Annotated in this window: 11 protein-coding genes and 1 riboswitch; of the genes, 7 read left to right on the top strand and 4 right to left on the bottom strand. The window is 54.2% G+C overall.

Going from position 1 to position 13,061, the window contains the following annotated elements:
- Nucleotides 1-4: 4 nt before the first annotated feature.
- Nucleotides 5-1,063 carry a 3-deoxy-7-phosphoheptulonate synthase AroG gene (gene aroG / locus JQU52_RS03675; protein WP_230339804.1) on the bottom strand — a complete coding sequence of 353 codons (1,059 nt, stop codon included), beginning with the start codon at nt 1,061-1,063 and terminating at the stop codon, nt 5-7.
- Nucleotides 1,064-1,363: 300 nt separating this feature from the next.
- Nucleotides 1,364-1,408: riboswitch (PreQ1 riboswitch) on the top strand.
- 5 nt (nt 1,409-1,413) lie between these two features.
- On the opposite strand from aroG, the gene queF reads away from it, so the two are divergent.
- Together queF and JQU52_RS03665 are read left to right on the top strand one after the other, a co-directional pair.
- Nucleotides 1,414-1,884, top strand: coding sequence for a preQ(1) synthase (gene queF, locus JQU52_RS03670; RefSeq protein WP_230339803.1), 471 nt, complete (start codon nt 1,414-1,416; stop codon nt 1,882-1,884).
- A 155-nt stretch (nt 1,885-2,039) separates the two neighbouring features.
- Entirely contained in the window at nt 2,040-2,717 is a 678-nt protein-coding gene (locus JQU52_RS03665; RefSeq protein ID WP_230339802.1) for a 7-cyano-7-deazaguanine/7-aminomethyl-7-deazaguanine transporter, read from the top strand.
- A gap of 308 nt (nt 2,718-3,025) precedes the next feature.
- Here the strand turns inward: JQU52_RS03665 and murJ are convergent, their stop codons facing one another.
- Both murJ and JQU52_RS03655 read right to left on the bottom strand, forming a co-directional pair.
- Nucleotides 3,026-4,567: a murein biosynthesis integral membrane protein MurJ gene (gene murJ / locus JQU52_RS03660; protein ID WP_230339801.1), complete on the bottom strand. Its 1,542-nt coding sequence runs from the start codon at nt 4,565-4,567 to the stop codon at nt 3,026-3,028.
- A gap of 157 nt (nt 4,568-4,724) precedes the next feature.
- Entirely contained in the window at nt 4,725-6,203 is a 1,479-nt protein-coding gene (locus tag JQU52_RS03655; RefSeq protein WP_230339800.1) for an APC family permease, read from the bottom strand.
- 395 nt (nt 6,204-6,598) lie between these two features.
- Between JQU52_RS03655 and asd the strand changes: the two genes are divergently transcribed.
- The 5 genes from asd (at nt 6,599) to JQU52_RS14695 (ending at nt 11,351) form a co-directional block, all read left to right on the top strand.
- Nucleotides 6,599-7,714, top strand: a complete 1,116-nt coding sequence (asd, locus tag JQU52_RS03650; RefSeq protein ID WP_230339799.1) for an aspartate-semialdehyde dehydrogenase — start codon at nt 6,599-6,601, stop codon at nt 7,712-7,714.
- 448 nt (nt 7,715-8,162) lie between these two features.
- Nucleotides 8,163-9,581, top strand: a complete 1,419-nt coding sequence (locus JQU52_RS03645; RefSeq protein WP_230339798.1) for an alanine/glycine:cation symporter family protein — start codon at nt 8,163-8,165, stop codon at nt 9,579-9,581.
- Between the two features lie 136 nt (nt 9,582-9,717).
- Entirely contained in the window at nt 9,718-10,635 is a 918-nt protein-coding gene (gene thrB, locus JQU52_RS03640; RefSeq protein ID WP_230339797.1) for a homoserine kinase, read from the top strand.
- A gap of 36 nt (nt 10,636-10,671) precedes the next feature.
- Nucleotides 10,672-11,220 carry a gamma carbonic anhydrase family protein gene (locus JQU52_RS03635; protein ID WP_230339796.1) on the top strand — a complete coding sequence of 183 codons (549 nt, stop codon included), beginning with the start codon at nt 10,672-10,674 and terminating at the stop codon, nt 11,218-11,220.
- Nucleotides 11,217-11,351, top strand: a complete 135-nt coding sequence (locus JQU52_RS14695; protein ID WP_268866627.1) for a hypothetical protein — start codon at nt 11,217-11,219, stop codon at nt 11,349-11,351. The genes JQU52_RS03635 and JQU52_RS14695 overlap by 4 nt, the downstream gene beginning before the upstream one ends.
- A gap of 260 nt (nt 11,352-11,611) precedes the next feature.
- Here the strand turns inward: JQU52_RS14695 and nuoN are convergent, their stop codons facing one another.
- Nucleotides 11,612-13,054, bottom strand: a complete 1,443-nt coding sequence (gene nuoN / locus JQU52_RS03630) for an NADH-quinone oxidoreductase subunit NuoN (protein ID WP_230339795.1) — start codon at nt 13,052-13,054, stop codon at nt 11,612-11,614.
- Between the last annotated feature and the right edge of the window lie 7 nt (nt 13,055-13,061).

The following is a 13,061-nucleotide window of genomic DNA, read 5'->3' as shown; positions in this document are numbered from 1 at the left end:
AGGCTTATTTAGCGCCCATACGCACCTTATTGGCAGCGGCCAGCTGTGCCAACAACGCTTCGGTGTCGCTCCAGCCGATGCAGGCATCGGTGATGCTTTGGCCGTAGGTTTCCGGCTTGTCTTGGCGGCCTTCAACCAAATGGCTTTCCACCATCACGCCCATAATATTGCGCTCGCCGTTTTGCAATTGCGCGGCCACATCGGCGGCCACTTCCATTTGGCGGCGGTAGTCTTTGCGGCTGTTGGCATGGCTGAAATCCACCATCAAGCGCGGGGTTACCTTGGCGCCGGCCAGTTGTTCGGCGGCGGCTTGCACGTGTTCGCTGCTGTAGTTGGGCTCTTTGCCGCCGCGCAAAATCACATGGCAATCGGGGTTGCCGGCGGTGTGCACGATGGCGGAATGGCCGGCTTTGGTTACCGATAAGAAGTGGTGCGGATGGCTGGCCGCGCCAATGGCATCAATGGCGATTTTCAGGTTGCCGTCGGTGCCGTTTTTAAAGCCCACCGGGCATGAGAGACCGGAAGCCAGCTCGCGGTGTACTTGGCTTTCGGTGGTGCGCGCGCCGATGGCACCCCACGAAATCAAGTCGGCAAAATACTGTGGCGTAATCATGTCGAGAAATTCGGTAGACGCGGGCATGCCCAAGCTGTTTAATTCCAGCAACAGGCGGCGTGCTTGGCGCAAGCCGTAGTTGATGTCGAACGTGCCGTCTAGGTGCGGATCGTTAATCAGGCCTTTCCAGCCCACGGTGGTACGCGGCTTTTCAAAATACACGCGCATCACAATCAGCAATTCTTGGGCGTATTTTTGGCGCAAGGGCAGCAGGCGTTGGGCGTATTCGATGGCGGCTTGCGGGTCGTGAATAGAGCACGGGCCGATAATCACCAGCAGGCGCTCATCGCGCCCATGCACCAAATCGGCGATTTCTTGACGGGTATCAAACACCAGCTCGGCCACTTCATCGCTGATGGGCAGCTCGTATAAATGCGCAATCGGTGGCAATAATTCTTTGATTTCCCTGATTTTGGTGTCGTCGGTTTGGCGGGCTAAGGCGGGGCTCATAAGGGGTTCCTGTGGGCGTTTTATTGGGTTTAATGTAATACGGCAGCCTAGCCGCTTTGCCCCGAAAAATCAAGGCGCGAGCTGCTATCGTGCCATTTAATGGCGCTATTATGGCTTCAGGCAGCCTTTTGAATGGGTGATTTTCTATAAAAACCGCCAATGCGACAGAATATAGCCGAAAAAAGGTGGAATGTTGTGTTGCAGCAATTGATGGGGTTCAGGTAATGGGGTTTCAGGCAGCCTACAGCACGCAATAAAATAATGGTTTGATTTTGATGCGCTTTGCTTTACAATCGCGCTCCTTCTGTGGTTCGCAAACCTCCCACAATAAAAAACTAAGGAATCTTCCCATGCGCCAAGCCGACGAATTAAACGGCCTCAGCCTGTTGGGCAATCAGCACACGCAATACCCCGGCCAATACGCGCCGGACGTGCTCGAAGCCTTCGACAACAAGCACCCCGACAACGATTATCTGGTCAAATTTATTTGCCCCGAATTCACCAGCCTGTGCCCGATGACCGGCCAGCCGGACTTCGCCACCATCCACATTGCCTATATTCCCGATGTAAAAATGGTGGAAAGCAAATCGCTCAAATTGTATTTATTCAGCTTTCGCAACCACGGCGACTTTCATGAAGATTGCGTGAACATCATTATGAAAGACCTGCTGGCGCTGATGCAGCCGAAATACATTGAAGTGTACGGCGAATTCACCCCGCGCGGCGGCATTGCCATTCATCCTTACGCCAATTATGGCCGCCCGGGCAGCCGTTTTGCCGATATGGCCGCCGAGCGTTTGCTGAACTTTCAGTTGCGCTGATTTCCCTTCTTCCCATAAATAAAAGGCTGCCTGAAAGTAAAAAACTTTCAGAGCCTGTTCACATCTTTTTTGTAGCTGGATTTAGTACAGAAAACAGCACAACACAAGATGGTGAACAGGCTCTAAGCCCAAGCCCGTATGAAAGTTAGCTTAATATGTATACCTTTACCCTAGCACAACAAAAAAAAGCGCTGTTTTGGCTGGCGTTTTTCCATATTCTGGTGATTGCCGCCAGCAATTATCTGGTGCAGTTTCCGTTTGAGCTGTTTGGCCTGCACACCACTTGGGGCGCGTTTACCTTTCCGTTTATTTTCCTCACCACCGATCTTACCGTGCGCATTTTCGGCTCCACGCTGGCGCGGCGGATTATTTTTTGGGTGATGATGCCCGCATTGGCCTTGTCTTACGGCGTATCGGTGCTGTTTCACAACGGCGCGTGGACAGGCTGGGACAGCATGGGCAGCTTTAACGGCTTTGTGGCGCGCATTGCGCTGGCCAGCTTTGCCGCCTATGTGGTGGGGCAATTGCTGGATATTTATGTATTCAACCGCCTGCGCCGCCTGAAAGCATGGTGGGTGGCACCGAGCACCTCCACCGTGGTGGGCAATGCACTGGATACACTGGTGTTTTTCTCGGTGGCGTTTTACCTCAGCTCCGACCCCTTTATGGCCGCGCATTGGCCGGAAATCGCACTGGTAGACTACGGCTTTAAAATCCTGATTTGCGCGCTGTTTTTCCTACCCGCTTACGGCGTGCTGCTGCGCTTCTTAACCGCCAAACTCACCGCCGTACAACAACCGCCCGCACCGGAACTGGCCGAGCAAGGCCGTTAAAGGCAAGTTGATTTCACTGTGCGTTAAAAACCAAGGCTGCCTGAAAGTAATTGCTTTCAGGCAGCCTTAAAAATAGGTCGGACCTGCGCCAGGCAGGTGCCCAGTCTGAAGCAAAGCTTCAGCTTTACGGCATGCCGCATCGGCTGCATTTAATTCAGTTATCCACTGGTTTTAAAAAGCAATCCGGCTTTGCAAAATCAAAGCGATGCTTTGAACTGGGCACCTGCCTTCGCAGGTGCGACGAACGCTGTAATACCAGGGTTTCAGACAGCTTTGAAACATTGCATGCATAACTTCGACCAACAACCCTAAACCTCATGCCGCCGGAAATGGCGCGGGCGGAAGCCCAGCGCCAGCAGCGCGCTGAAATACAACGCCATACCGCCGGCCACCAGCCCGCTGAGCTGCGCCACTTTTACCCAGCCGTGGGCATGCCAATTAAGCGGCAGCCAGGTTTGGTTTTGCATCAGCCACAGGCCGCCGCCCATCACCAGCAACGCCAGCAGCAATTTAACCAAAAACAGCGGCCAGCCCGGCTGCGGACGGTACAGGCCTTGGCGGCGCAGCAGCACATACAGCAGCGCCGCATTCAAGCACGCACCCAAGCCAATGGCCAAGGCCAGCCCCACATGCTGCAAGCGCCACACAAAGGCCAGGTTCATCAGCTGCGTCATCAGCAAGGTAAACACCGCCACTTTCACCGGCGTTTTGATGTTTTGGCGCGCGTAAAAGCCCGGTGCCAGCACCTTAATCAAAATCAGCCCCACCAAACCAAAAGCATAAGCAATCAAAGCGCCTTGGGTCATCTGCGCATCGTGGAGGGTAAATTCGCGGTACATAAACAGCGTGGCCACCAGCGGAAACGACAGCACCGCCAGCCCCACGGCCGCCGGCAAGGCCAGCAGCAAGCATAGGCGAATGCCCCAATCCAACAGCGCCGAAAACGCCTGCGTGTCTTGCGTGGCCGAATGTTTCGACAGCGACGGCAGCAAAATGGTACCCAGCGCCACCCCCAACACCCCGGTGGGCAATTCCATCAGGCGGTCGGCATAATACATCCACGACACCGATCCGGAAGGCAGAAACGAGGCGAAAATGGTGTTGATTACCAAGGAAATCTGCGCCACACTCACGCCCAAAATCGCCGGCCCCATCTGCCGCAACACGCGGTTCACCGCCGCATATTTGAAATCCAATCGCGGCATTTTCAAAAAGCCGAGCTTAAACAAATACGGCAGCTGAAAACCGAGCTGCAACAGCCCGCCCACAAACACCGCCCACGCCAACGCCAACACCGGCGGGTCGAAATACGGCGCCAGCCACAGCGCAAATACGATAAACGACAAGTTCAAAAATGTGGGCGTAAACGCCGGTACGGAAAACTGGTGATAGGTGTTCAGAATACTGCCCACCAAAGAGGAGAGCGAAATCAGCAGGATATAGGGAAAGGTGATGCGCAACAGCGCCACCGACAAATCAAATTTGGCCGCATCGGCGGCAAAGCCGGGCGCGGAAACGTAAATCACCCACGGCGCCGCCAGCATACCGATGGCGGTAACCAATGTCAGCACCAGCGTGAGCATTCCGGCAATATGGCGGATAAATTCTTGCGTGGCTTCTGCCGAACGGGTTTGGCGGTATTCGGCCAAAATCGGCACAAACGCCTGCGCAAACGCGCCTTCGGCAAAAATGCGCCGCAACAGATTGGGCAGTTTGAAGGCCACAAAAAAGGCATCGGTGGCCATGCCCGCGCCAAAGGTGCGCGCAATAATGGTGTCGCGCACAAAGCCGAGAATGCGCGACAACATGGTCATGCTGCTGACTTTGGCCAGCGTGCGGAGCAAATTCATGGAAACAGGCTGCCTGAAAACACAAACCGGCTATTCTATACCCATTTATGCAAACAATCTAACTGCGCCCGCCGTCGCCAAAAAAGGCTGCCTGAAAGCGAAACGCAATCTTTCAGGCAGCCTTAGATATTAGATAAAGGTAAAACGTTATCAATACTTATTCATTCGGATGGGTACGCACATAATCGCGGTTTTTGGCTTCGTCCTCTTCCCATTGCGCACGCATAATGCGGTCAGACTCTTTCAAACCGAATTGCTTGCGTGCCACCAAATACATCACCAAACCCAGCAACATCCATGCCCAAAAAATCACCCACTCTTCCACGCTCAGCGCCGAAGGGCTAAACGGCAGATACATATAAATCAAGCCTAAGCTGAGCAAGCAGGCGATAAAGCCCACCAAAGTGCCGTTTTTCACGCGGAAGGGGCGCGGCATATTCGGCTCGCGGCGACGCAGCACCAAAAACGAAATACACACCATAAAGTAGGCAATCACAATCGCCAAACTGCCCGCATTCACAAACCACAGCAAGGCTTTGCGGCCCAGCAGTGGTGCAAAGAAAGTGGGAATGGCAATCAGCAAAATGGCATTGGTGGGGGTTTTGTATTTCGGGTGTAGCTTGGCCAAAAACGCCGGCAGCATTTTGGCATGTGCCATGGCATAAATGGCGCGGCTACCGCCGATAAAAAACGCGTTCCAGCTGGTGATAATCCCGGCCAAACCGGCCAACACCATGATTTTGGCGGCCAAGGGGCTGTTGTATACAATCTGCATCGCCTGCGGGGTAGACAGCACATCCGGGCTCATTTGCGATTCATCCAGCGCCAAGCCCACGCCCAACACGATGGCGCAGTAAAAAACGGTGGCTGCAAACACCGAAATCAGCAGCATTTTACCGATGGATTTGGCGGGCATATTGATTTCTGAGGCTGCTTGCGGAATCACGTCAAAGCCCACAAACATAAACGGCACCATCATCAATACCGGCAGCATACCGGCAATCAGCGCCGGAAACGGGCTGCCTTCCACCGGAGTTTCGTTGAACATGGGGCTTAAATTGGCAAAGCTGCCGCCAAACGGCGCCGCCAACACAAAGGCCACACCCACCAGCACAATCAGCGCAGTCACCACGGTTTGCACTTTAGACGCGGTTTGCACGCCCACTAGGTTAATCCAAGTGACCGCCACCGTGCCCACCATGCCCACCAGCGCCCAAGTGAGATACACATCCCAACCGGCCACATTCCACAGCAGTATTTTCTGGTAATTGGGCACCACATGGTCTACCACCGTGGGCAAGGCCACCGCCTCAAACGCCACCACCGACACATAGCCCAGAATAATTGCCCAAGTACATAAAAACGAGGCCGAATGCCCCAGCGCACGGTAGCTGAAAATATGCTCGCCGCCTTCATGCGGCATCGCCGCACACAACTCGGCATAAGCCAAACCGATAAACATAATAATCACCGCGCCAATGGCCAGCGATAAAATCGCGCCGATACTGCCGGCGGTTTGCACCCACGTGCCGGTAAGCACAATCCAGCCCCAGCCGATCATGGCGCCAAAAGCCAGTGCAAACACCTCTTTTGTGCCCAAAATGCGTTCAAATTGATGGTGGTTTTGTTCAGTCATCCGCGTTGCTCCTTGTTAAGTTGTCGTTTTGTGTGGCCGTAGTATTACAGCGTTTCACTAATATTGTAAAGTTTTACATCTAAATGTTAATGATTAAAATAACATTAAGATTCTTATAAGCAAAATTTTATTTTTATTATCTCGCACAGCGGAACTAAAATATCGCCTGTGGTTTGCGGTGTCGGCTGAATATAAACAGAATATATCGCTTTGGCTTCTGCCTACGCACACCCAACATCATCGGCTTGGCAGCCAATCCGCAAAATCCATATGCGCCTGTGGTAATTGTGTTGCACTGCCGCAATTCCCGCACAAGGCGCTTTACAAGCAACGGCGCAAGGTTTAAAAAGGCAGGCTGATTAATGTATTTATTTCAAATAGCAAGGAGCAGGCACGTGAAAGTAGGTTTTGTAGGCTGGCGCGGCATGGTGGGTTCGGTGTTGATGCAGCGCATGCAGGAAGAAAACGATTTCCAACACATTGAAGCAGCCCATTTTTTCACCACCTCCAGCCCCGGCAAACCCGCGCCCGATTTCGGCCAAGCCGCGAGCACCCTGTTGGATGCTCACAATCTGGATGCGCTGGCACAAATGGATATTATCGTTACCTGCCAAGGCGGCGATTACACCCAAGCCGTGTATCAGCCCCTGCGCGATGGCGGTTGGCAAGGCTATTGGATTGATGCCGCTTCCACCCTGCGCATGAACGATAAAGCGGTGATTGTGCTCGATCCGGTAAATCGCGATGTGATTGATGCAGCACTGGCGGGTGGTGGCAAGGATTTTGTGGGCGGCAACTGCACCGTGTCTTTAATGCTGATGGCGCTGGGCGGCCTGTTTCAAAACGATTTGGTGGAATGGACCACCAGCATGACCTACCAAGCCGCTTCCGGTGCCGGTGCGCAAAACATGCGCGAATTGATCAGCGGCATGGGCGCGATTGAGCAGCAAGTGGCCGCCGAATTGGCCAACCCCGCCAGCGCCATTCTGGATATCGACCGCAAAGTATCCGACTTTTTGCGCAGCGATGCCTACCCCAAAGCCCAATTCGGCGCACCCTTGGCAGGCAGCCTGATTCCGTGGATTGACGCTGATTTGGGCAACGGCCAATCCAAAGAAGAATGGAAAGGTGGCGTGGAAACCAACAAAATCCTTGGCCGCAGCGATAAACCTTTGGTGGTGGACGGCCTGTGCGTGCGCATCGGCGCCATGCGTTGCCACAGCCAAGCGCTCACCATTAAGCTGAAACAAGACCTGCCGCTGGCCGAAATCGAGCAACTGCTGGCCAATGCCAACGATTGGGTGCGCGTGGTGCCGAATGAAAAAGCCGTTACCATGGCCGAGCTCACCCCCGCCGCCGTTACCGGCACCCTCACCGTACCGGTGGGCCGCATCCGCAAATTGGGCATGGGCGGTGACTACATCAGCGCCTTTACCGTGGGCGACCAATTGCTGTGGGGCGCGGCCGAACCACTGCGCCGCATGCTGCGGATTTTGCTGAAAACGCTGTAACGCTGCGTTATACCAATTCTAAAAAATAAGATAACAAGGCGGAACTGATTTACTTGGTGCTTCAGCACCCTAGTAAATCGTTCTCTTTGAGCTGAGCCGCAGACAGTACAACTAGTACGGAACAGACTTTTGTTGGTGCTTTAGCACCTTACAAAATCGTTCGCTTTGCGCTAAGGCGAGCCAACGTAGTTAGGTTATTTTTTAGGATTGGTATTATTTCGATAAACGCCTGCACCGGCTTGCCTGTGCAGGCGTTTTTGTATTGATTTAAAACATCGGCTTCAGGCAGCCCTAGTAGGAGCCGTTTCAAGCCGCCCGCCCGATGTAAAAAAATTTCAAACCAAATTAACACTCAGTTACAATAACGCCCTTTCAGGCAGCTTATCTCACCTTCATGAAGGCTGCCTGAAAGCACCACAACCACATCACAGAAATCGAGGCAATCATCATGACCGAACAATTACATACCTTGGTCAACGCCATTAACGGCCCCTTGTGGGACTATCTGGTGTACCTGCTTTTGGGCGTGGGGCTGTTTTACACCCTGAGCACTTTTTTTGTTCAAATCCGTCTGTTCCCGCGCAGCATCAAAGAAATGCTGTCCGGCCGCCAAAGCGGTAGCGACCCGCACGGCATCACCCCGTTTCAAGCTTTTGTCACCGGCCTTGCCAGCCGTGTGGGTGTGGGCAATATTGCCGGGGTGGCGATTGCCGTTTCCTTGGGCGGCCCCGGTGCGGTGTTTTGGATGTGGTTTACCGCACTGTTGGGCATGAGCTCGGCCTTTGCCGAATCTTCACTGGCGCAACTGTTTAAAATCCGCGACCACGGCAACGGCCAATTCCGCGGCGGCCCCGCCTACTACATCACCAACGGCCTGAAACAGCGATGGCTGGGCATTTTGTTTGCCTTAAGCCTGATTTTGGCCTTCGGCTTTGTGTTCAACGCCGTACAGGCAAACTCGATTGTGGCTGCCACCGAAAAAGCCTGGGGCTGGAACAAATACATCGTCGGCACCGCCTTGGTGATTCTGGCCGCGCCGATTATTTTTGGCGGCATCAAACGCGTGTCGCGCGTGGCCGAAGCACTGGTGCCGGTGATGGCGGCGCTGTATTTGCTGATGGCGCTGTTTATCATGATTACCAACATCAGCGCCGTACCGGCGGTGTTTACGCTGATTTTTGAAAACGCCTTCCAGTTTGACGCCGCTGCCGGCGGCTTGCTGGGCGGGCTGATTTCACAAGCCATGATGCTGGGCATCAAGCGCGGCCTGTTCTCCAACGAAGCCGGTATGGGTTCTGCCCCCAATGCCGCCGCCGCGGCCGAGGTGAAGCACCCGGTAAGCCAGGGCATGATTCAAATGCTGGGCGTGTTTGTGGACACCATGATTGTGTGCTCCTGCACTGCCTTTATCCTGCTGCTCTCCAATGTGCATGCCACCACCGAACTCACCGGCGTGCAGCTCACCCAAGCGGCCATCATCAGCCACGTGGGCGCTTGGGGTGCCGACTTCCTCGCCATTATCCTGTTTATGTTTGCCTTTTCTTCTATCATCGGCAACTACGCCTATGCCGAGAGCAATGTGCAGTTCATCAAAAACAGCCGCGGCGTGATGGTGCTCTTCCGCATGGCGGTGTTGGGTATGGTGTATTTTGGCTCCATCAACAGCGTGCCGCTGGTGTGGGACATGGCCGATGTGTCCATGGGTTTTATGGCGCTGATTAACTTGGTGGCGATTGTGCTGCTGTCGCCCTATGTGTTTATGCTGCTCAAAGACTACCAAACCAAGCTGAAAATGGGCAAAGACCCGGTGTTTAAATTATCAGAACACCCCGGCCTGAAGCGCAAAATCAAATCGGATATTTGGTAATGGCTTTCAGGTAGCCTGAACTGTATCACTAGGCTGCCTGAAAACCGCATCCCGAAGCCGCCGCCATGGCGGCTTTTTGCTGCGCCGCCGCCGTGGGTTTGGTATCATAAACGCCACTTTTTCTCCGGCTGGCATCATGTCTGTTTACACCCCCGTTTCCGATGATGAAATGCGCGTTTTGCTGCAAGACTACGCCATCGGCAAATTCATTGCCTTGCAAGGCATTGCCCAAGGCATCACCAACAGCAACTACTTCCTCACCACCACCCAAGGGCGCTATGTGCTCACCGTGTTTGAAGTATTGCAGGCACACGAGCTGCCGTTTTTTCTGGAATTGAAACAACACCTCAGCCAGCGCGGCGTGGCCTGCCCCGCGCCCATTGCCCGGCGCGACGGCCGTTTTAACAGCACACTGGCAGGCAAACCTGCGTGCTTGGTGAGCTGCTTGGCCGGACGCGATACCAGCCTGCCCACCGCCGCCCAATGCTTCAGCACCGGCGCCATGCTGGCCAAAATGCACCTGGCCGGTGCCGATTTTCCCCAACACATGGCCAACCCGCGCCATGCCGCCTGGTGGCAGGCCGAAAGCCAACGCCTGCTGCCGCTGCTGGACGAAAGTGACGCCGCCCTGCTGCACAGCGAAATCGCCTTTCTGGCTGCCCATCCCGACAGCCATCTGCCCGGCGGCATCATCCATGCCGATTTATTCAAAGACAATGTGCTGCTGGCCGATGATGCCGTGGCCGGATTTATCGACTTTTACTACGCCTGCAACGGCAGCTTTGTGTACGACTTGGCCATTGCCATCAACGACTGGGCACGGCAAAGCAACAACCAGCTCAACCCCGCGCTTCAGGCAGCCTTATTGGAAGGCTATCAAAGCGTGCGCCCATTAAGCAGCGATGAGCTCGCCTATTTGTCCATTGCCCAACGCGCCGGCTGCATCCGCTTTTGGGTATCGCGCCTGCTCGACTACCATTTTCCGCAAGCGGGTGAGATTACCTTTATCAAAGATCCCAACGCCTTTCGCGATTTATTACTGGATTTACAATAGGCTGCCTGAAAACTTATCTCCCCCGAAAGCCCACCCATGAACAACATCCGCCCCTACCTCAACACCGCCCCGCAAATCGCCCCCGGCGGCTATATCGACCCCATGGCCGTGGTTATCGGTGATGTGGTGCTGGGCGAAAACGTTTCCGTATGGCCGTTTGCAGTGATTCGCGGCGACGTAAACCACATCCACATCGGCAACAACAGCAATGTGCAAGACCACTGCATGCTGCATGTAAGCCACAAAACCGAGACCAAACCGCAAGGCTCGCCGCTGACTATCGGCACCGACACCACCATCGGCCACCACGTAACCCTGCACGGCTGCACCATCGGCAACCGCGTATTGGTGGGCATCAACACCGTGGTATTGGATGACGTGGTGATTGAAGACGACGTGATTATTGGCGCCGGCAGCTTGGTGCCGCCCAAAAAACACCTTGCCAGCGGCTATTTATACGTGGGCAGCCCGGTGCAGCAAATACGCCCGCTCACCGAGCAAGAGCGCGCCTTTCTGCCCTATTCCGCCGAACACTATGTGCGCGTAATGCGCAACCACCAAACCTCAGAAGGAGCAAACCCATGAAAACCCTGCTTACCCTTGGCACCGTACTGGCCACCCTACTGCTCGGCGCCTGCGCCAGCCAACACGGCGGCAGCCACAGCGAAGCCTATGGCGAAATCAAAACCGGCTACGAAACCAGCCGCACCCAGTAATACCCAAACCATTTAAACTTAAAAGGCTGCCTGAATGTGTTTTAGCTTCGCAGAAGCTTCGCTTTCAGGCAGCCTCTTAAATGGCTTTTATTTTTACGGCTCATACGTACGATTACGGCATACCGTCTAACCGTAACTACTGATTTTGCGTCTGCCCTAAGGTGCACCATGCACACCAGGTTTGGTCAAAAAAACTTCCCATGCCAATAAAAAAGCCACGGTTCATACACCGTGGCTTTTTTATTAGGCTGCCTGAAAGTTTATAAAGTGGTTTGCAAGGCGCGGATGCACCAATCCACCACCGCTTGCGGCATGACGCCCCAAGCCAGCAGCAGCAACGCGTTTACCGACAGCAATAAGCGGGCATCAAAGCCGCTTTGTACGGTGGCACCGGTTTGGCTCGGCTCGTCAAAATACATGGTTTTCACCACGCGCAGGTAATAGAAAGCGCCAATCAGCGACATCACCACCGCAAACACGGACACCCACACATGCCCTTGGCCGAGCAGGGCTTTAATCACCGCAAATTTGGCGTAAAAACCCATCAGCGGCGGAATACCGGCCATGGAGAACATTGCCAGCAACATTAAAAAGGCATACCAAGCATTTTTCTGGTTTAAACCGGCCAAGTCGGCAATGTTTTCGCATTCATGCTGCTCATCGGAAAGCAGCATCAACACGCCAAAGGCCAGTGCACCCATCAGCGCATAGGTAATAGCGTAATACATGGCCGCGGCAAAGCCTTCGGTGCCACCCATAAACGCCAGCAGGATAAAGCCCATATGTGAAATGGTGGAATAGGCCAACATGCGTTTGATGTTGGTTTGCATAATTGCCGCCAAATTACCCACCAACAGCGAGGCAATCGCCAGCAGTTGGAACATTTGCGTCCAGTCGCCATAGCTGGTGCCAAGCCCGGTAACCAAAATGCGGAAGGTAAATACCGTAGCCGCAATTTTAGGGGCGGTGCCCACCAATGCCGCCACGGCTGTGGGGGCGCCTTGGTATACATCGGGCACCCACATATGAAACGGCACCGCGCCCAGTTTAAAGGCAATGGCCACCACCACAAACACCAAGCCCAGCTTGAGCAGCCACGGATTGTCGCCTTGTTGCGTTGCCGCCAGCACTTCGCCCAATTGCAAGGAGCCGGTGGCACCATAAATCAGCGAAATGCCGTAGAGCAGCAAGCCGGAGGCCAAGGCGCCGAGCACAAAATACTTCAAAGCGGCTTCGGCGGCATTGCCGTCTTCACGGCGCAGCGCAATTAAGGCATACAGCGACAACGACAAAATCTCCAAGCCCACATACAAGGTGAGAAAATGGTTGGCCGACACCATCACGCACATGCCCAATAAGCCGAACAAGCTGAGGGTATAAAACTCGCCCTGATAAATCTGCCGCACCTGCACATAAGCTTTGCTGTACACAAATACCGCAATCACGGCAGCGTACATGGCCATTTTGGCCAGTTGTGCAAAGCCGTCGAGCACAAACATATGGCTGAAGGTTTCTACTGGCTCTTTCACCCACACCCCCCACTGCACGGCAGCGGTGAGCGCCACCGCCAAAATACTTAAGGCGTAGGTAATCCAGCGTTGGCGGTCGTTCAGCCACAAGTCCACCAGCAACACCGTAAACAGTGCCGTTGCCAACACCATTTCCGGTGCGGCGGGAATCAAATTCAAATCTGCCCAGTTCATTCACACT

It is taken from the genome of Paralysiella testudinis (assembly GCF_016894345.1).
GTDB classification, from domain to species: Bacteria; Pseudomonadota; Gammaproteobacteria; order Burkholderiales; family Neisseriaceae; genus Paralysiella; species Paralysiella testudinis.
Note: the sequence above shows the minus strand (reverse complement) of the source record. Positions and strands in the feature narration are given on the sequence as shown.